This window comes from Paraburkholderia sp. GAS82 (assembly GCF_050436285.1).
Taxonomy (GTDB): Bacteria; Pseudomonadota; Gammaproteobacteria; order Burkholderiales; family Burkholderiaceae; genus Paraburkholderia; species Paraburkholderia phenazinium_B.
Window position 1 is genome coordinate 170,621 of record NZ_JBNDLX010000011.1, and the last position, 19,952, is coordinate 190,572.

Genomic DNA, 19,952 nt, shown 5'->3' on the forward strand with positions numbered 1-19,952 from the left:
TCACCATAAGGAGACGAGCAATGAGCGATCTGAGCAATCCGTCGGCAGAAGCGTCGGGTACTTTCAAACTGGGCGGCGAAGTCGAGATCCATCGTCTGGGATACGGCGCCATGCGCATTACAGGCCCGGGTATCTGGGGACCGCCTGACCATCCGGCCGAGGCAGTGCGCACATTGCAGAGCCTGCGCGAGCTCGGTGTGAATTTCATCGATACGGCGGACTCTTACGGCCCCGATGTGTCCGAGCAGCTCATCCGCGAAGCGTTGCATCCGTACACCGATCTGCTGATTGCGACGAAGGCCGGGCTGCATCGACCAGGACCGGATCGCTGGGAGCCGGATGGCCGTCCGGAACATCTGCGACAGAGGCTACAGAAGAGCCTGCAGAATCTGGGCGTCGAGCAGATTGCTCTATGGCAACTGCATCGGATCGATCCGAAGGTGCCGCGCGACGAACAGTTCGATGCAGTCCGTTCGTTGCAGAACGAGGGGTTGATCCGCTTTGCCGGCTTGAGCGAAGTATCGGTCGAGGACATTCAGGCTGCCTCGAAGTATTTCAAGGTCGCGACGGTGCAGAACCGCTACAACCTGTCCGATCGCGCTAGCGAGGACGTGCTCGAACACTGCGAAAAACACGGCATCGGTTTTATTCCGTGGTATCCGCTCGCAGCCGGCAGTCTGACGCAAGCGGACTCGCCGCTACAAAAAATGGCGGCCGCACGCAACGTCAGCGCGGGCCAGATTGCACTGGCGTGGCTGCTCAAGCGCAGCCCGGTGATGTTGCCGATTCCGGGGACATCGAAGCGCACCCATCTTCGCGAGAATGTGGCCGCCGCGGAGATCAGTCTGAGCGATCGGGAGTTCGCTGAACTGGAAGCGCTGCGCTAATCACGTAAAGCCGTGCCGCGTCGGCAAGCAAAGCCCGGGCACGGATAAAGGAGCCGCGAACACCGCGGCTCCTTTACTTCAAGCAGTACTTCAAGCGGCGCTCTTCACGCCGTAACGCGCAGCCGGCTCACTGCGGGACAGGTTCGGTCCCAGCGCGGCGCGCGCCGCTTCGAACGCGGCCCAGTCGGCCGCATCGGGCAGCGACGGAACCGTGGCCAGTTCGCCCTGATCCAGTCCCGCGAGCGCTGCGTCGACGAGATCGTCCGCGCTCATCACAATGCTCTGCGGCAGGTTCTCAACGGGGTGGCCCGCGACGTCCCAGAACTCGGTGCGAGTCGCACCTGGCAGCACCGCTTGCACGCGGACACCCTTCGCCGCCAGCTCATGGTGCAACGACTGGCTGAACGCCAGCACGAATGCCTTGGTGCCGCCGTACACGCCGTTCAGGATTTCCGGCGCCACCGCCACGATCGAAGCAATATTGACGATCGTGCCCGTTCCCCGCGCGACGAACGCCGGCGCAATCGCATACGTCAGCCGCGTAAGCGAAGTGACGTTCAGATCGATCATCGCTTCCATGGTGTCCACGTCGGAAACGAGCAGCGGGCCGGCACCGCCGATCCCTGCATTGTTCACCAGCATCGTGATGCTCGAATCGCTGCGCAGAATCTCTTCGATGCGCCGCACGTCGGCCTTGTTACCCAAGTCCGCTGCAACCACTTCGATCGAACGGCCCGTCGCGCTCGTCAGACGATTAGCCAGCTTGTCGAGCCGTTCGCGGTTGCGCGCCACCAGAATCAGATCGTAACCGCGGTGGGCAAGGCGATCTGCGTAAATCGCACCAATTCCGGAAGAAGCGCCGGTAATCAACGCTGTGCCCTTGTGTGTCGTGTCGTTCATCAACTTTCTCCGTTAGCGCCAACCCATGTCGGCCTGCATGGAACGAAGATTAAGCGTAGACTCGGAAGTCTCAAATGTCATAGATGCCACTTTTTAGGACATCACTTTGACCATCGGTGCGACGCCCAGGGAATCCATCATGTTGCGTATTGGAATCGTGCTGTACCGCGGCTTCCAGGTCATCAACCTGGCTGTCACGACGGTCTTTGAATTTGCCAACGTGACGGCTAGCGAGCCCCTCTATGAGTTCGTGCTGCTGTCCGAGCATGGCGGCCCAGTGCAGACCTCGACCGGCTTCGCGGTCGAGACGCAGCCATTCGACGACAGCCGTTTCGATACCGTGCTGGTGGTCGGCGATAACGAAGTGATCGAACCCGGCGCAGCACTGATCGCCTTTTTGCAGCGCTCGGCGCAGACCTCGCGGCGCATCGGCTCAACCTGCACCGGTGCGTTCAATCTTGCGCAAGCGGGTCTGCTCGACGGACGACGCGCAACCACCCACTGGTTTTTCGCGGCGCGCCTGCGTCAGGACTACCCCGCGGTGAAGCTGGAGGAAGACCGCATTTTTATCATCGACGGCCCGGTGTGGACCTCTGCGGGCATGACGGCGTGCATCGATCTGGCGCTGGCACTCGTTGAAAAAGATGCTGGGGCCGAGATCGCGCGACTGGTGGCGAAGAAACTCGTCGTCTATCACCGACGCGCGGGCGGCCAGTCGCAGTATTCAGCGCTGCTCGAGCTGGAGCCGCGCTCCGACCGGATTCAGATGGCGCTCGCCTATGCGAAACAGAATCTTCATACCGAACTGTCGGTCGAGCAGCTTGCCGAAGCGGCCCATTTGAGTCCACGGCAATTCAGCCGCGCGTTTCGGGCGGAGACCGGCCAATCGCCGGCAAAGGCGGTCGAGCATCTGCGCATCGAGGCGGCGCGTCTGATGCTCGAGTCGGGTCTGCATCCCATTGAAGTCGTGGCGCGCGATACCGGCTTTGGCGATCGCGAACGGATGCGGCGCGCGTTCCTGCGCGCGTTCGGGCAGCCGCCACAGGTGATACGGCGCGCTTCGCGCGGCGATGAATCGCGCCATTTGTGACACCCATGTCCGCAATGTTCGGAACGTGAGCCTGTTTTTCCCGCTGCACGATCGGCATAGAGTTCTCGTCAAGGCAACGGACTTTCCACACTCTCAGGCAAAAACCTGGCGGAACGTCCACCGTGCTAAACCAGATCTCAAGCAGAGGGAATCATGTCCAAACTCTTTACCGGCGTTCGAGTCGGCCCATATGAATTCGCGCACCGCGTGGTGCTCGCTCCGCTCACGCGCATGCGCGCCGAAGACGGCGCCAAACCAGGCCCTCTGATGGCCGAATACTACGCGCAACGTACTTCCGAAGGGGCATTGCTGATCAGCGAAGCCACTATCGCCGCTGCGAATGGCAACGGTTATCTTGGCGCACCGGGTCTCTTCGACGACAGCCAGATCGCCGGCTGGCGCCTTGTGACCGATGCTGTGCATGCCAAGGGTGGCAAGATCTTTCTACAGCTCTATCACGCCGGGCGGCTCGTGGGGCGATTTGTCGGACCGCGATCCGGTTGGCCTTTTCAGTTACGTGACAGAGCAACTGGACAAACTGGATCTGGCTTACCTGCATCTGATCGAACCGCGGGTGCTGGGGAATGTCGACGATGAAAGCAAGGATCAGCGCCCAGTGGCGGCACAACTGATCCGCCAGCATTACAAAGGCACGATTATCGCGGCGGGTGGCTTCAAGGGCGATTCGGCCGAGGCTATCGTCAAGGCTGGCGACGCGGACCTGGTTGCCTTCGGAAGGGACTTCATCGCCAACCCGGATCTGCCTGCGCGTCTGCGTGACAAGCTGCCGCTGAATCCGTACGATCGCCCGACCTTCTTCGGCGGCACGGAAGCCGGCTATACCGACTATCCGTTTTATAGTGAGGAAGCCTTAGCGGTTTGAAAGCGCAGAGGATACCGGTGAGGCGGCGGTGACGGCACAGAACTGCCTCGCCACCGTCGCCTACCCGGCAGCGCTACCCGAGAATCGACTCAAGACTGCGGCAGCCCGACCACGTACATCCCACCCTGAAACTGCTGCGCGGGATCGTCGAATTCCTCAGTCGGCGCCTGAACCGGAAACAACCCATCGAACTCGGCGGAACTGTCCTGCGGCCGATAACCCAAAAACGCAGCCTTGCTGTTATCCCACCACAAGACCCGGTTGTTCGACACGCCGTACACAATCGCATGCCCCACGCGATTCGTGAACAGCGAGCAGCGCACCAGTTCGATAAAGTCGCGGTAGCTCAGATAGGTCACCAGCATGCGCGGATTCTTCGGTGCTTCGAACGAGGAACCGATCCGCATACAGACCGTCTCCAGACCAAAGCGGTCGAAGTAGTAGCGCGACAGCGATTCGCCAAAGCACTTCGTCACGCCGTACAGACTATCCGGACGCAGCGGGGAATCCGCATCGAGCACAGACGTGGTTGTATGAAAACCGATTGCGTGATTAGAGCTCGCAAACAGCACGCGCTTCACGCCATGCTTCTGCGCCGCGGCGTACAGGTTGTAGACGCCGCGAATATTCGCTTCGAGAAGATCGTCGAAGCGCGCATCCGTGGAGATGCCGCCCAGATGCACGACAGCATCGACGCCCTCGAGCAACGCGTCCACCGCTGCACGGTCTGCAAGATCGAGCACGACGTGCTCTTCGTGCGCAGTCGCTTCGCCCATTGGCGCGATATCGGACAGACGCACCACATCCGCCCATTGCGCCAGCGCGCCGCGCAACTGCCGGCCGAGATTGCCGGCCGCGCCGGTCAACAAAAGCCGTTTAAACGGCTTACCCGTCGATTCCTGCTGATTGCTCATCCTGCGACTTCTCCGATTCTGCCACCGCCATCCAGCAGGCCGTGGCCGGACAGAGGTAGCGGTTGCTTATGCGCGTGCCGCGTCGGCACCGCGCGGAACTGCATCGGCGGCGCGCTGCTGCGGCTCGGCCGGTTCTTTCAACACGAGCCATACTACGACGGCCCCGATAAGATCGAAACAGGCGAGCGAGACAAACAGCGGGTCATAACCGACCAGCGCCACCAGCACACCCACCGCCAGCGAAAACAGCGTGGCGCCGGCGTAACCGGCCATGCCCGTCAAGCCGGTGGCAGTTGCGACATCGTTCTTGCCGAACACGTCGGAAGCGAGAGTGTAAAGGGCGCCGGACAGCGTCTGATGCGCAAACCCGCCGATACAGAACAGCGCGATAGCGACATACGGGCTGGTCACCAGACCGATGCAGGCAGGTCCGATCATACACAACGAACCCGTCACGACCACCAGTTTGCGCGAGGTGATCAGCGAGGTGTTGAAGTGCTTCTGATACCACGGCGCGAGATAACCGCCCAGCACGCAACCGATATCAGCCGCGAGGAACGGCAGCCACGCGAACATCGCGATCTCTTTCAGATTCATGTGACGCACGCTCACCATATAGAGCGGAATCCAGAAATTGAAGGTCTGCCAGGCCGGTTCGGCGAGAAAACGCGGAATCGCGATGCCCCAGAACGCGCGGCGCTTGACGATAGCGCGCCAGGACGGGCGGGTTGCCGTCGCCGTCTTGTGTTGCGCTTCCTGGCCTTCAAGGATGTAATCGCGCTCGCTATCGGACAGGCGTGGCTGATCTTTCGGCGCACGGTACAGCAGCAGCCACAGCACACTCCACACAAGCCCAAGCACGCCGATCGACACGAACGCCATACGCCAGTTGCCATGCAGCACCCACCAGACGACGAGCGGCGGCGCGATCACCGCGCCGATCGACGAGCCGATGTTGAACCAGCCCGTAGCAATCGAACGCTCTTTGGCGGGAAACCATTCGGAGGTGGCCTTGAGGCCGGAGGGGATGCCGGCCGCTTCGGTCAGGCCGAGCATGCCGCGAAACACTGCGAGCGAAATCCAGCCGTTGGCCGCGCCGTGCAGCATGCAGGCGCCGGACCACGCGATGGCGAACAGAGCGAAGCCGATCTTGGTGCCGACCACATCGAGCACGTAGCCAGCCACCGGTTGCATGATCATGTACGCGCCCTGGAACGACGCGACGATATACGAGTACTGCGCGGTCGAAATGCTCAGCAGCCGGTTCATTTCCGGCGCGGCCACCGCCAGCGAATTGCGCGCAATGTAGTTGACGATCAGGCCCGAGGTAACGAGTCCAATCATCCACCAGCGCATGCCTCTAACCTTGCCCATTTGCTCCTCCGGAGTGCCGCCGTGTGCTGACGTGCTGTTTAATTTGGTGTGCGGCGTCTGCTTGCCGCGGATCGCACCGCGGACGCACCACCATGCAGCGTCGCACCATGGACGCCAAGATAATCAACCGGGGGAATAGTTGTCAAGCAACATTGAAGTTGAATGATTTTACGCTCAGGGCCAATCGTTATTTTTGGTTATATTTACGTCTTATTTGACAGATTTTATAGGCGATTTAGGCGATCAAACAGCCGACCGGGTGTTTACCCGCAATGTATTTTTGCCAAACAACTTTGCAAGGTTCATAAATAGTTCCTTCCGATAGCAAAAACGCCCCGAAGGGCGTTTTGCCAGGCACAACCGCATGCCCTCTTCCTGACGCTTGCGCGTTAGAAATTGAAGTTGTCGATATTGCTCGAATCGAACGTGGTCGGCGGTCCAAGAATGATTTCGCCCTGCGGCCCGATGGTGCGCTTGCCGAGCTTACCCGCGTCGAACGACTCGCCTTCCTTGCCGGTAATCGTCCCCGATGAGAGCGCCGCAGCGGCATAGGCAGCGAGGTACCCGAGTTGGTTCGGATCCCACAACTGGAACGCCTTCACGGTGCCGTTCTTGACGAACGCGCGCATCTGGTTCGGCGTGCCCAGGCCGGTCACATCCACTTTGCCCTTGCTCGACGACGTCGAGATGTAGCGTGCCGCCGCCGCAATGCCTACCGTCGTCGGCGCAACGATCGCCTTCAGATTCGGGTAAGCCTGCAGCAGACCCTGAGTCTCGACGAACGACTTCTGGTCATCGTCATTGCCGTAGGCAATTTTCACCAGCTTGATCTTCGAGTATTCCGGCTTCTTCAACTCCTCCTGCATCCATTTGATCCAGGTGTTCTGGTTCGTTGCATTGGGCGTAGCCGAGAGAATCGCAAACTCGCCCTCGCCGCCCATCAGCTTCGCAACCAGTTGGACCTGCCCACGCCCGATGCCTTCTGCGTTGGCCTGATTCACAAACAGTTGCCGCCCTTCCGGCGCCGTATCCGAGTCGAACGTGACGACCTTGATGCCCTGCGACATCGCCTTCTTCAGGTAAGGCACCACCGCGTTCGCATCATTGGCGGCGATCACGATCGCATCCTGGCGCTGCGTGATCAGCGTATTGATGTATTGCACCTGCGACGAAGCGCCCGCATCCGACGGCCCCACCACCTTGCCGACGCCGCCGAATTCCTTGATCGCGGCCATACCGCCGTTATCGGCGATCACCTCGTACGGGTTGTTGATCTGCTTCGGGATGAATGCAATCTTCAGGCCGCTCTTGAGATCGGCCGCGCCGGCCGCGAGGCTGATGCCCAGCAGCGTGGCGCAGAGCGCGACGGCTCCGGCCTGACGTAGGGGTTTGAACATGAAGTGTCTCCTGGCTAGATAATCGGACGTTAATGCGTCCGGGTTGTTGATATCAGGAACGGCACACCGTACAACAGCCGTACGGCAAAACTAGGACGCCGACGACCTGGCGATGAACCGCCGGTCGCGCATCGCGCGCCAGCGGGCCACCAGATTGGGGATCAGCACCGACGCCAGCAGCAGCACGCCGGTGACGATCGTGAGCGTTTCGCTCGAGACGTCATCGAGCGTCAGCGCGTTTTTCAGCACACCGATAATCAGCAGCGACAGCAACACGCCGACCATCGAGCCGCGCCCCCCAAAAATGCTGACACCGCCGAACAGCACCGCCGCGATCACGGAAAGCTCGAAGCCCTCGCCGTTGTCGCCACGCGCGCTGGTAAAGCGCAGCGTATAGACGACACCCGCTAGCGCGCTCATCGCGCCCGACAACACAAACAGGCGCAAGCGGATTTTTGCCACTTCGATACCGGAGAACGTCGCGGCAGTCGGATTGGCGCCGATCGCGTAGAGGCTGCGGCCAAACGCCGTGGCCTGCAACAGCACCGTGAAAATCATGGCGCCGACGATCACGATCACAAATGGCAACGGGATAAACGTCGGGCCAAGGTTGTTCATGCCAAAGGCCGTATAGCCAGCCGGAAAATCCGCGACCGCCTGATCGCCGAGCAGCACGTAAGCCAGGCCGCGAAACAGCGCGAGCGTGCCGATCGTCACAGCAAGCGAAGGCAGGTTCAGCTTGACGATCACGAGGCCGTTCAGCAGCCCGGCCAGCGCGCCGACGATCAGCACCAGCACGATCACGACCGGCATCGGCAGACCCATATGCCACAGCACGCCCATCAGCGCGCTCGATGCCCCGAGCACCGAAGCCACCGAGAGATCGATTTCAGCGGCGACGATGATCAAGGTCATCGGCAGCGCCATCAGCGCGATTTCGGTGAGATCGGCGAGGACGTTGCTGATATTGGCGCCGGTCAGAAACACCGGCGACAGCACGCGGCCCAAGGCCAGCGACAACGCCAGCACAATCACAAGCAGCACTTCCCAGCGCAAAGGCGTCTCGCGTTTGCGGGTCAGCAGCGCGGAATCGGGTTTAGCCATGATCGCGTTTCCTTATCATGCGTTTGGCGACGGAGCGGGCCAGCAAGGTATCGGCAGCGATCGCCACGACGATCAGCGCGCCCTGAATGGCCTGTTCCCAGAATGGCGACACGCGCAGCACCACCAGCGCGATACTGATCACGCCGAGCACCAGCGCGCCCAGTGTCGCGCCGAGGATGGTGCCGACACCGCCCGTAATCGCGACGCTGCCCACCACGGCTGCGGCTACCACCTGCAGTTCGATACCTTTAGCAGTACTGGCATCCACAGTGCCGAAACGCGCGAGCCATAGCGCGCCCGCAAAGCCCGCAATCGCACCGGACAACAGAAACCCCGACATCACGCGCCGCTCGACATTGACGCCCGCGAGCCGCGCCGCCTCCGGATTCGAACCGATCGCATAGTGCTCACGGCCGGCGCGAAACTGCTTGAGATACACCGACAAGCCGATCAGCACCACAATGGCGATCAGGGCGAGCGTCGGCACGCCGAAGAACACGCCGGTCGCAAGCCGCGAATAAGCATCGGGCAAACTCGTTGCATTGATCTGTCCGCCATGCACCCATGCATAGTCCGCGCCGCGGAAGATATAGAGCGTCGACAGCGTGGCGACCAGCGACGGCACGCGCCCTACCGCCACCAGCAGCGCATTGATGCCACCCGCTACCAGGCCGATCGCGAGACCAGCCGCCAGCGCCACGATCACCGGCATATGCGGAAACGCGACATACAGGCTGCCAACCGCATAGGCGCTGATACCGACCGTCGAGCCCACCGAGAGATCGATATGCCGCATCAGGATCACGACCGTCATGCCGGCCGTCAGCAAGCTGATGATCGACACATTCAGCAGCACGTCGCGCAGATTCTGCAGATTCAGAAACTGCGGCCGCGCGAGAGCGGTGCCTACGATCAGCAATATCAGCACGACAAACAGCGTGGTTTCGCGGCTTTTTGCCAGTGCGGAAACCAGTCCGCCCGTTTTCGCAGGCGGTCCACCGGCGACGGGAGGCCGCACCGGCGCCGGATGAGGATGAGTATGGGAGTGGCGCATCATGCGGCGTGCCCTAGTGGGTTCACAGACTGGCCTAGCGCGGCGCCCATGATCCGTTCTTCGTTCGCATCGGCGCGTGCAATCTCGGCGCTGATACGTCCTTCGTGCATCACCAGTACGCGGTCGGCCATGCCGAGCACCTCTGGCAATTCGCTAGAGATCATCAGCACGGCCATGCCGTTCGTGACCAGTTCCGCCAGTGCGCTATACACCTCCGCTTTGGCGCCGACGTCGATGCCGCGCGTGGGTTCGTCGATGATCAGCACCTTGGGGTCGGTCGCAAGCCATTTGCCGAGCACGACCTTCTGCTGGTTGCCGCCCGAGAGCGTGCCGACCGGTGCATTGGCGTCACCTGCTTTCAGACGCAGACGCGTGCCCCACTGCGCCGCAAGTTGCGTTTCGCTGCGCGTGGAAATGAGTCCGTGTTTGACGAGGCGCCCGAGCACCGTCATCGACGCATTGCGCGCGATGCTCAGTTCAAGCGCCAGACCTTGCTGACGACGGTCTTCCGGCACCAGCGCTAAACCGGCGCGCACTGCTGCGGCGGGGCGTCCAGTGGCAAGCGGTTTGCCAGCAATCTGCACCTCACCCGCATCGAGCGGATCGATACCGAAGATCGCCCGCGCCACTTCGCTGCGTCCCGCGCCGACCAGACCCGCCAGCGCCACGATTTCACCCGCGCGGACTTCGAACGAGATGTCCTTGAACACACCCAACCGCGTCAGTCCACGCACCGACAAACGCACTTCGCCAGGCGCGACATCCGCCTTCGGGTAGAAGCTCTCCAGATCGCGCCCGACCATCTTGGCCACAATCGCCGCCGTCGTGAGATCCGCGGTAGGCGCGTCGAATACCTTCGCACCGTCGCGCATGATGGTGACGTGCTGCGTCAAGGCAAATACTTCGTCGAGACGGTGGGTAATAAACAGGATCGCGACATCGCGTTCACGCAACTTGCGCACGATCGCAAAGAGCCGCTCTACTTCGGTCAAGGACAACGCCGCGGTCGGCTCATCCATGATCAGCACGTTCGCATTCAGCGACAGCGCCTTGGCAATTTCAATCACCTGCTGGTCGGCGATCGACAACCCGCGCACGAGTTGATCCGCCTGCAGATCGACACCGAGCGATGCGAGCAGGCCATTCACTTCGCTGCGCATCGCGTCGTACTGAATCCGTCCAATACGGTCCACCGGCTGGCGGCCCATGAAAATATTCTCGGCGATCGAGAGATCGAAGAACAGCGTGGGTTCCTGATAGATCACCGCGAGACCGGCATCGCGCGCCGCGGCGGGCGTCGCAAAGCTCTGCGCGACGCCATCGATCAGAATCTCGCCGGTATCGGGTTGGTGCACCCCGGCAAGAATCTTCACCAGCGTCGATTTGCCCGCGCCGTTTTCGCCGAGCAGCGCATGCACTTCGCCCGGCAATAGCTTGAGGTCGCCGTCGGATAACGCGCGCACCCGCCCGAACGATTTGCTCGCATGCCGCAGTTCAAGCCGGGGCGTAGCGGTTGTCTGTTGCTGCACTGCCTGTCTCCTCCATCATGCGGCGTCGTAAGCGCGCCGCGTTTCATCGGGGATGCTGTGTTGCCACGTCGCCGGGTGACGACGTCAAATCCGCATCAGATCCGGTACACGCGCTCAGCGTTGCGGCGAAACAGCGCGTCCTTTTCGGCAACGCTTGCATCCGCAACGATCGATGCGTAGGCGCGCCAAAGATCTTCGTACGAGCCAAACAAACGGTCCACCGGGAAATTCGACGCAAACATCGCGCGCTCGACGCCAAACGTATCGATCGTCTCGAGCACATAAGGACGCAGGCTTTCCACCGTCCATTGATGATCGAACATCGCGAAGCCACTGAGTTTCACGGTGACGTTCGGGCAGCCGGCCAACTTGCGCATGCCGTCGCGCCATGCGCGGTATCCGGCCACGCTACTGCGGTCAACAAACATTCCCGCGTGATTGATGATGAACTGCGTATCCGCGTGAGCCTGGGCCAGCGCCACGGCCTCGTCCATCTGCGACGGATAGATTTGCATATCGAACGACATGTCATAGCGCCGCAATAGCGCGAAATTCTCGCGCCATACGGAATCGCGCATCAGATGGCGCCCGATATAGTCGAACAGCTTGTTCTCGTGCACGTTCAGGATCTGCCGGATGCCGCGCGTATTCGCAAACGCCGCATGCCCTTCTAAAACCTGCGCAGCATTCGGCGCCGAGAGATCAACTCCCGCGACGATGCCATTCGGCATGCCGCGCGATTCAGCCTCATTAGCGAGGCCTTGCAACCAGCGAGTCTCCTCGACCGGATCGGCCGGGTCGTGATTCGCCTCCACGTGCACCACTTTCAGAATCTGGATCTCGCCCGCTTCGCGCAGCAGATCCGCCAGCAGATAGTCGTGCTTGAGTTCGCGCGCGTCCCCAACAAACGACACGCCCGGATTCGCAAGCCACGGGTAATGGTGCGTTTTCAGATCCCACAGATGGATATGCGGGTCGACAACTTGCATGGAATAGCCTCCTTGCTTCAACCCGCCGACTGCAGATGAAACACCGGCTCCAGCGCCTGCTGCAGCGGCGTGTGATCCGGGGCGGTCTGCATGATGTCGGCCATGTGATCCCACCATTTGCGCATGACTTCGAGCTCGGGCAAACGGTCCATATGATGATCGGGGGTACGTGTCAGGACAGCAAAGAGGTGGTGGGTGCCCGCGTCGAAGAAGATACGGTAGTCGCGAACGCCCGCCTGCTGCAACGCATCAACCAGCTCGGGCCAGATCTGCTGATGCCGGCGCTCGTATTCGTCGCGCATGCCGGGGTTAAGCACCATCCGGAAAGCGATTGTCTCCATTGCGGCCTGTCTCCCGTGTTGGGTTTTGATCTGCCGGGGCGCTTTCTGGGGGAAGCGTCTGAACCGACTATAATTCCTCGATCGATAGCATCTCAATCCGTTGTTGGGATTGGGCGATCCAGAAACCGGATCGCATGCCCGGCGATTGCATTTGCAAGCCGTGCCTTCCGACGCACTTTTCACCGTATCTGTCACCGCATTTGCCCAATGAGCCAGAACGCTGCCACCGTCGCCCTCGTCAACCGGCTCAAATTCAAGCATCTGGCGCTGCTCGTTGCGCTCGACGACGCCCGCAACCTGCATCAGGCCGCCGACGCGGTCAATGTCGCGCAACCCAGCGCGTCCCGCATGCTGGGCGATATCGAGGAAGCGTTCGGCTTCCTGCTGTTCGAGCGCAACGCGCGCGGCATGCAGCCCACCTCGCTTGGCGTCGTCACCCTCGCCTATGCGCGCCGCGCGCTGGCGGAGCTGACCCGCTTTGCCGAAGACCTCGACGTCAAACGCAAAGGCGGACATGGACAGTTGACCGTGGGCGCCATCATGGGCGCCGCGCCCGACCTGCTGGCCATGGCGGTCGCCGCGCTGAAGACCGAACGGCCGCTGCTCAATGTGCGCATCCTCGGTGAAACCAGCGACCAAGTAGTCCAGTTGCTGCACCGCCGCGAAGTGGATCTGGCGCTTGGCCGGCTGACCAGCCCCTTGCAACACAACGACTTCAGCTTCGAACCGCTCGCCCGCGAAACCTTGATGCTGGTGGTGCGCGCCGCTCATCCGCTGGCGCAGCGCTCGGCCATTACCTTGCGCGAACTGATCGACTGGCCGTGGGTCGCGCAGCCCGTGACCAGTCCGGCACGCGTGCTGTTCGAAGAGGAACTGGCCCGCGCGGGGCTCGCCACGCCGGTCAATCTGACCGAATGCGCCTCGATCTTCGCCACCCTGCAATTGCTCGAAAACTACGATGCCGTCGCGATGCTGCCCGAATCCGTCGTGCGCGATCACGTGCGCGGCAAACTGCTGGTGGCGCTGCCCGTCGAAATCGGCAAAAGCCTGTCCGGCTTCGGCATTCTGACTCGCAAGGAAGAAGCGCTCGCTGAACCCGCGCTGCATTTCATCGACCTGCTGCGTAGCGTCTCGCATCAGCTTGCCCGCGACGCGAATGCGCAACCGGAAAGCAGCAAGGAAGCAGCGGTCGCAGCTCCCGCCGGTCACATTGCGCCGCTGCCCGCCCACTGAGCCTCGCACGTTCACTGCAGGTTGACGAACAGACCGCCGTCTACCAGCAATGCCGCGCCCGTCACATAGCGGGCGTAGTCCGAGGCGAGGAACACCACGCAGTCTGCGACATCCTCCGGACGCCCTAGCCTGCCTAGCGGTATCCGTTTCTCAAAGTAGGCTTTCTTGCTTTCGTCGGCCAGGTCCTCCGCATTCAGATCCGTTGCGATGGTGCCCGGCATCACCGAGTTGCACCGGATGCCATACGGTCCCAACGCAATTGCGCATGACTGCATCAGCGAATGCACACCGGCCTTGGTCGGCGTGTAATGGGTCTGCATGCCGCCGCCCACCAGCGCGCTGATCGAACTGGTCGCGACGATCGCACCGCCTGTTCCCTGCGCCTTCATCTGCTGTGCCGCAGCCTGCGTCACAAAGAACGCGCCGTTCAGGTTGACCCCAACCGTCGTTTCCAGCACCTCCGGCGGCATGTCGAGGAACGCGTGAAACGGACAGATGCCCGCATTGCTCGCCAGCACGTCGACCTTGCCGAACGCTTCCACCGTGCGGCGCACCAGCTCCGTGCCGGTTTCATGCGCGGCCACGTTGCCTTCCACTGCCAGCGCGCGCCGGCCGAGTGCCTCGATCTCGGCCAGCACTTCTTCGACGGCCGAGCGGCGTCCGTACGACGCGTCGTTATCGCCCCAGTAGTTGATCGCCACATCGGCGCCTTCGCGAGCGCAAGCCACCGCGATGGCCCGGCCGATGCCGCGCGATCCGCCTGTGACGATCACCACCTTGTCCTTGAGCAGCACTTCTTTCTCCTTGATCGATCGGATTGCATCGTGCACCTTTCGACGCACGCTTCGACATGCCGTTCAACGTGCCCGGCGCATCTGGCGAATTTCAACGCGGATAAGGCCGCACCAACGCGCATTCCGGATTGAGCCGCACGCCAAAACCCGGGGTGTCCGGCACCTTCATGCGGCCATTCACGGGCACCGGTTCGTCGAGCAGCAGCGGTGTGAACATCGGCACCACCTCATCGGCCTTTGGCGCCATCATCAGAAACTCGGCGAACGGCGAGTTATGACGCGTCACCACGAAGTGATAGCTGTACACCGACGAGCCGTGCGGCACCACCATCACGTTATGCGCATCGGCCAGCGCGGAAATCTTGATCAGCTCGGTGATGCCGCCACACCAGCCAACGTCCGGCTGGATCAGATCGCAGCATTCCATCTCGAGCAGCATGCGAAAGCCCCAGCGCGTTGCCTCGTGTTCGCCCGTGGAGACCATCATGCCGCGCGGGACGTTGCGGCGCAGTTCGGCGTAACCCCAGTAGTCGTCCGGCGGCAGGCATTCTTCCAGCCATTTCAGACCGTACTCGTGCGCCGCGTGTGCGAGTTTCGTTGCATACGGGACGTCGAGGCTCATCCAGCAATCGAACATCAGCCAGAAGTCGTCGCCGACTTTCGAGCGCATATCAGCGAGTTTCGCGAGATTCTTCTTGAGTCCTTCCGCGCCTTCGGCCGGGCCGTGTTGCAGCGGCAGCTTGCCGCCGATAAAGCCCATCTCCTTGGCGAGATCAGGCCGTGCGCCGGTTGCGTAGAACACCAGCTCGTCGCGCACCGGACCGCCCAGCAGTTGATACACCGGCTCCTTGCGGACTTTGGCGAGCAGATCCCACAAGGCCAGGTCGACACCCGAAATCGTATTCAACACCACGCCTTTGCGGCCGTAGTAGAGCGTGGAGAAATACATCTGATCCCACATTTTCTCGATGTCGGTGACAAGCTGGCCTTCGAGGAAACGCGCCAGGTGCTTCTCGACGATAAACGCGCCGATCTCGCCACCTGTTGTCACAGCAAAGCCGACGGTGCCGTCGCTCGCTTCGATCTCGACCACCAGCGTGCCCAGCACGTTGATGCCGAACGACTGACGGCTCTGGCGATACTCGGGGTAACGCGCCATAGGCGTCGAGATGTGATCGTCGATCCAGTGGCCGTCGGGCTGGTCGTGATAATCCGCGCCGCCGCCACGGACGATAAAGGCACGCACGTGCTTGATAGTAGGCATGGCCATAAGAGAGGCTCCGTTTGTAGTGCAGTAAAGCGCGGCCGTCGATGCCTGGCGGGCGCGGTGTCTCGGTGATGCGTCAGTGATGTGTCAATGGGGTAAGCGGTTGGGGCGTCGGCGCGCTATCCCGGCGAAACAGCGTGCCGATCAGCAAGGCAGCCAGCAGACTCGCCGCGCCGAGCACCAGCAAGCCCGCTGAGGTCGAAGCGAAGTTATGTTCCGCCGCGGTGCGCAGCGACGGCGCGATAAAACCGCCCAGGCCGCCAAACGAGTTGATCAGGGCAATGCCTCCTGCTGCCGCTGCGCCGGTCAGATAGCGCGTGGGGAAGGTCCAGAACAGTGGCTGCGCGGCGATAAAGCCACTGGCCGCGCAACACAGCGAAAGCAGCGCAAACAAGGGGCTATGCGTCAATCCCGATGCACCGATGCCAAGCCCGGCAAGCACCAGCAACGCAACGGCCCAGGCGCGATGTCCGCCGCTGCGGTCAGCGCGGCGCGGCACGAGCCACGTCACGACTAGCGCACACAGCCACGGCAGCGCCGCGACCAGGCCGACACGCAAACCCACCGTCGTGCCCAAAAGCGCGGCCACCTGTTGCGGCAGATAGAAGATCACGCCGTAGACGCTCATCTGGATCAGCAGATAGATCGCGGAGAGTCCCAGCACGCGGCGGTCGAGCAGCGCGGCGAGGAGATTGCGAGGCCCATGCGCGGCGGCATCGCGAGCGTTTTCGTCGAGTGCGGCGCGTAAGGCGATACGTTGCGCCCTATCGAGCCAGCGCGCGTCTTCGGGTTGATTGTCGAGATACCAGAACGCCCATACGCCGACAGCCGCGGCCATCACGCCTTCGATCAGAAACAGCCATTGCCAGCCCGCCAGACCCGCGGTGCCATGCAGTTCGAGCAGCAGGCCCGAGAGCGGACTGCCGAAGATAAACGCGAGTGGCGCGCCGAAATAGAACACGCCCACGGCACGCGCCCGCGACGATTGCGGGAACCAGTGCGTGAGGTAATAGATAACGCCCGGGAAGAAACCAGCCTCCGCGACGCCGAGCAGAAAACGAATCGTGTAGAACGCGGTGGGCGTGTGTGCAAGACACATTGACGCCGACACCAGGCCCCACGTCACCATGATGCGGCACATCCATAGACGTGCGCCCACCCGATGCAGCAGAATATTGCTTGGCACTTCGAACAATGCATAGCCGATAAAGAACACCCCGGCGCCAAACGCAAACGCAGCGTTCGACAAACCGGTATCGTGCTGCAGCGCTTTTTGCGCGAAGCCGATATTGGCGCGATCGAGGAAAGCCAGCACGTACATCAGCAAAAGAAACGGCAACAAACGCCGCATGACCTTGCTGTTAATCGCCTCGAGGGATGCGGGCGAATTCGGATTCATGTTGTCTCCTGCTCCTGATCCGCTCGTGGGACGTGGCGGCTTGACTGCCGTACGCCCCAGCGACCGGTGTCACTACCCCCGTCTACGCGGGCTCGGCTGGCCGGCAGCGTGCTGACGGCCTCGCCCTCATGGCGCGCTGCGATGCGCGTCCAGGCTGCCACATACGTTGATGAGCACGCAGCACTCGCGTGCTTAACGGCTGACTGAACATCAGTAAGTCGCGCGCCCACCCGACAAATCGAACACCGCACCGGTGCTGAACGCGCAGTCTTCCGACGACAGCCACAGAATCAGCGAAGCAGCCTCTTCGGGCAGCAGGAAGCGGTTCATGGGGATCTTCGAGAGCATGTAGTCGATATGCTGCTGCGACATCGAATCGAAGATTTCGGTCTTGGCGGCCGCGGGCGTGACGGCGTTGACCAGAATGTTTTTGGTGGCGAGTTCTTTGCCGAGGGATTTGGTGAGGCCGATCAGGCCGGCCTTCGAGGCGCTGTAGTGCGACGCGTTCGGGTTGCCATCCTTGCCGGCCACCGAGGAGATATTGACGATGCGGCCGTAGCCCTGCTTGAGCATCTGCGGTACCACAGCGCGGCAGGTCAGATACGGGCCGATCAGGTTCACGTCGATCACGCGGCGCCAGACATCGGGCTCCAGCTCCCACGTGGTGCCGTTACCGCCGGTGATGCCCGCGCAGTTGATCAGCACGTCGATCGTGCCGTGGGCGGCAAGCGTTTCGCTGACGGCTTTATTCACCGAGGCCTCGTCGGTCAGTTCGACGATCGCCGTCGAGACTTTGCCGAGTTCGGCCAGTTCGCCGCGGCTGCGCTCGAGACGCGCCGCGTCGACGTCCCACAGCGCCACCGAGGCGCCCGAGTTCAGCGCGCGCTGCGCCACTGCATAGCCAATTCCACGCGCCCCGCCAGTAATGACGACGGTACGCCCCTCCAGATCGATTCGGTTCATCGCTTGTCTCGCTCCTATGACACCCAGTCGTACCCGGGTCACAGTGTGGTTGTGTTGGTGTCAGCCAATATACGGCGTGGCCGATACCGGAACAATTCGAGTATTGGAAGATGCGATAACAAAAATGGATCGCGAGAGCGCGAACGTCAAGCCGCCGCACTCACCCGATTCCGCCCCGCCGACTTCGCCGCATACAACTGCGCATCAGCGGCAGCCATCAACCCGGAAGCACTCGCCCCCTGAGCCGGTACACAAGTGGCGCAGCCCACACTCACCGTCACGCTGCCGTGGCCGCTCTGCCCATAGAACAGGCTCATGCCCTGGACCCTTTTGCGGATCTTCTCCGCGACGCTCGTCGCCCCTGCCGCCGGGGTATCCGGCAGCACCACGGCAAACTCTTCGCCGCCATAGCGTGCCACCAGATCCACCGGACGCCGCACCGCCGACGCGATGCATTCGGCCACCGCGGTCAGCACTTCGTCGCCCGCGGCGTGGCCGTAGGTATCGTTAAACTGCTTGAAGTGATCGATGTCGACAAACAGCACCGACATCGGACTGCCATGACGCCGCGCGCGCAACCATTCTTCGTCGAGCCGGCGGTCGAGCACGCGACGGTTGCTCAGGCCGGTCAGCGGGTCCGTCGCCGCGAGCCGGATCAGTTCTGCCTGCGCCGCGACCTTGTCCTGAAGGGTAAATGCAAGCAACCACGACAGCACCACGAACACCGCGCCCAGCGCGAGCGTGAGGCCGCCGGCAATCAGGCTGCGCCGCCGCCATTCGGCAAGCACATCGTCGAGCGACGGCGCCACCACAGCGATCAACGGCGTGTTGCGCACACGCGCATAGGTGAACATGCGCCGTACGCCGTCGACCGCCGAACTCGCGATATACGACCCCTCCGCGTGCGCCGCCATGATCGTGAAAGTGGGAGACTTGGCGATGCTGGTGCCGATATCGCTTTCGGCAAACGGCTTGCGGGCCAGCAAGGTTCCATCGTCGAGGACGATAAACACAGACCCGGACGTGCCCGTGTTGATCCTGTCGAGCAGGTGCTGAAAATATTCGAGCCGGATAGCCAGCATCGCAACGCCCGCGAAGCTGCCGTCGGGTGCGTTGATACGCCGGGTCAGCCCGATCGACGGATTGCCGCCGCGCCATCGGGAACGATACGGATGCGATACGAACAGGCCCAGCGACGGATTGCGCTGCTGAGCGACAAAATAGTCGCGGTCGCTAAGCGGCACCACTGGATTGCGGTCGCCATTCTGGGAAGCGCGCGGGAGGCCGTCTATGCCCAATACATAGGCGCCACCGAGGTAGGCGGCGGTAGTCGCGCGATCGAACAGCACAGCTTGCCGCAGCGCCGGCGACAGGCGCCAGGTGGCCGGGTCCTGCGCGTTGTCGACCATCGACTGCAACGACAGATCGTAGATCTCGACATTGCGCGCAAGGTCGCTGGAAATCAGCGATACGAGGTTCTCCGAGGTTTCGTGGGCATGGCGCAGCGCGTCGGCCCGGCCATCGTAGAGTGTCAGAAAGGTCAGGCTCGCCATGGCCGTCGCCACCACCGTCCCGGCGAAACCCGCGAGAAACGGGTGGCCGCCCACGCTCTGCGCGACCAGCGCTCCGTACGTGCGGAATGCTTTGCGCCAGCGTCGACGCAGGGAAAGCTTTCGATGCCTCACTCGTCCCCCTTCGTCGTGAGTAGAGCGCGCGTTCGCGGCTCGCGGCTGGCCCGCCGCGCCTTCCCGGCAGACGGTCGCCCTGCCGGGCGCCTGCCGTACCTCGTCTGCGTTACAGCGCACTACTTCGACCGCAGTAGTTCGACCGCAGT

17 protein-coding genes and 1 pseudogene are annotated in these 19,952 nt (G+C 62.1%); 4 read left to right on the plus strand and 14 right to left on the minus strand.

Going from position 1 to position 19,952, the window contains the following annotated elements; all coding sequences use genetic code 11:
• Positions 1-20 precede the first annotated feature (20 nt).
• Entirely contained in the window at positions 21-887 is an 867-nt protein-coding gene (locus P3T17_RS30155; protein ID WP_429285723.1) for an aldo/keto reductase, read from the plus strand.
• Between the two features lie 90 nt (positions 888-977).
• Here the strand turns inward: P3T17_RS30155 and P3T17_RS30160 are convergent, their stop codons facing one another.
• On the minus strand, positions 978-1,787 hold the full coding sequence (locus P3T17_RS30160; protein ID WP_074268752.1) for an SDR family NAD(P)-dependent oxidoreductase: 810 nt from the start codon (positions 1,785-1,787) through the stop codon (positions 978-980).
• Between the two features lie 139 nt (positions 1,788-1,926).
• Between P3T17_RS30160 and P3T17_RS30165 the strand changes: the two genes are divergently transcribed.
• Together P3T17_RS30165 and P3T17_RS30170 are read left to right on the plus strand one after the other, a co-directional pair.
• Positions 1,927-2,877 (plus strand): GlxA family transcriptional regulator, encoded by a 951-nt coding sequence (locus tag P3T17_RS30165; protein WP_429410185.1) that lies wholly within the window; start codon positions 1,927-1,929, stop codon positions 2,875-2,877.
• A 153-nt stretch (positions 2,878-3,030) separates the two neighbouring features.
• Positions 3,031-3,760, plus strand: a pseudogene (locus P3T17_RS30170) (hypothetical protein).
• A gap of 89 nt (positions 3,761-3,849) precedes the next feature.
• On the opposite strand, the gene P3T17_RS30175 reads toward P3T17_RS30170, so the two are convergent.
• From P3T17_RS30175 to rhaM, 8 genes are all read right to left on the minus strand, one after another.
• Positions 3,850-4,674, minus strand: a complete 825-nt coding sequence (locus tag P3T17_RS30175; protein ID WP_429410187.1) for an NAD-dependent epimerase/dehydratase family protein — start codon at positions 4,672-4,674, stop codon at positions 3,850-3,852.
• Between the two features lie 66 nt (positions 4,675-4,740).
• On the minus strand, positions 4,741-6,048 hold the full coding sequence (locus P3T17_RS30180) for an MFS transporter (RefSeq protein ID WP_429285726.1): 1,308 nt from the start codon (positions 6,046-6,048) through the stop codon (positions 4,741-4,743).
• A gap of 389 nt (positions 6,049-6,437) precedes the next feature.
• Positions 6,438-7,445, minus strand: coding sequence for a rhamnose ABC transporter substrate-binding protein (gene rhaS, locus P3T17_RS30185; protein WP_122158912.1), 1,008 nt, complete (start codon positions 7,443-7,445; stop codon positions 6,438-6,440).
• Positions 7,446-7,535: 90 nt separating this feature from the next.
• The gene (locus P3T17_RS30190) at positions 7,536-8,549 is read right to left on the minus strand and encodes an ABC transporter permease (RefSeq protein ID WP_429410189.1); all 1,014 of its coding nucleotides are present in this window, start codon (positions 8,547-8,549) and stop codon (positions 7,536-7,538) included.
• The gene (locus P3T17_RS30195) at positions 8,542-9,606 is read right to left on the minus strand and encodes an ABC transporter permease (RefSeq protein WP_074268758.1); all 1,065 of its coding nucleotides are present in this window, start codon (positions 9,604-9,606) and stop codon (positions 8,542-8,544) included. The genes P3T17_RS30190 and P3T17_RS30195 overlap by 8 nt, the downstream gene beginning before the upstream one ends.
• A complete protein-coding gene (locus P3T17_RS30200; RefSeq protein ID WP_429410192.1) occupies positions 9,603-11,132 on the minus strand; it encodes a sugar ABC transporter ATP-binding protein in 1,530 nt (509 codons plus the stop codon). The genes P3T17_RS30195 and P3T17_RS30200 overlap by 4 nt, the downstream gene beginning before the upstream one ends.
• Positions 11,133-11,227: 95 nt before the next feature.
• Positions 11,228-12,121 carry an amidohydrolase family protein gene (locus P3T17_RS30205; RefSeq protein ID WP_429410194.1) on the minus strand — a complete coding sequence of 298 codons (894 nt, stop codon included), beginning with the start codon at positions 12,119-12,121 and terminating at the stop codon, positions 11,228-11,230.
• Between the two features lie 17 nt (positions 12,122-12,138).
• The gene (gene rhaM / locus P3T17_RS30210; protein ID WP_429410197.1) at positions 12,139-12,462 is read right to left on the minus strand and encodes an L-rhamnose mutarotase; all 324 of its coding nucleotides are present in this window, start codon (positions 12,460-12,462) and stop codon (positions 12,139-12,141) included.
• Positions 12,463-12,669: 207 nt separating this feature from the next.
• On the opposite strand from rhaM, the gene P3T17_RS30215 reads away from it, so the two are divergent.
• On the plus strand, positions 12,670-13,695 hold the full coding sequence (locus P3T17_RS30215) for a LysR family transcriptional regulator (protein ID WP_429410199.1): 1,026 nt from the start codon (positions 12,670-12,672) through the stop codon (positions 13,693-13,695).
• 11 nt (positions 13,696-13,706) lie between these two features.
• Here P3T17_RS30215 and P3T17_RS30220 read toward each other — a convergent pair whose 3' ends face one another.
• The 5 genes from P3T17_RS30220 to P3T17_RS30240 all read right to left on the minus strand — a co-directional run bounded on the left by P3T17_RS30220 (position 13,707) and on the right by P3T17_RS30240 (position 19,803).
• Positions 13,707-14,489 (minus strand): SDR family NAD(P)-dependent oxidoreductase, encoded by a 783-nt coding sequence (locus P3T17_RS30220; RefSeq protein ID WP_429410201.1) that lies wholly within the window; start codon positions 14,487-14,489, stop codon positions 13,707-13,709.
• 91 nt (positions 14,490-14,580) lie between these two features.
• Positions 14,581-15,759, minus strand: coding sequence for an L-rhamnonate dehydratase (gene rhmD / locus P3T17_RS30225; RefSeq protein ID WP_074268764.1), 1,179 nt, complete (start codon positions 15,757-15,759; stop codon positions 14,581-14,583).
• 73 nt (positions 15,760-15,832) lie between these two features.
• Positions 15,833-17,155 (minus strand): MFS transporter, encoded by a 1,323-nt coding sequence (locus tag P3T17_RS30230; RefSeq protein WP_429410203.1) that lies wholly within the window; start codon positions 17,153-17,155, stop codon positions 15,833-15,835.
• 210 nt (positions 17,156-17,365) lie between these two features.
• Positions 17,366-18,118, minus strand: coding sequence for an SDR family NAD(P)-dependent oxidoreductase (locus tag P3T17_RS30235; RefSeq protein ID WP_074268766.1), 753 nt, complete (start codon positions 18,116-18,118; stop codon positions 17,366-17,368).
• 146 nt (positions 18,119-18,264) lie between these two features.
• Positions 18,265-19,803, minus strand: a complete 1,539-nt coding sequence (locus P3T17_RS30240; RefSeq protein WP_429410205.1) for a sensor domain-containing diguanylate cyclase — start codon at positions 19,801-19,803, stop codon at positions 18,265-18,267.
• Between the last annotated feature and the right edge of the window lie 149 nt (positions 19,804-19,952).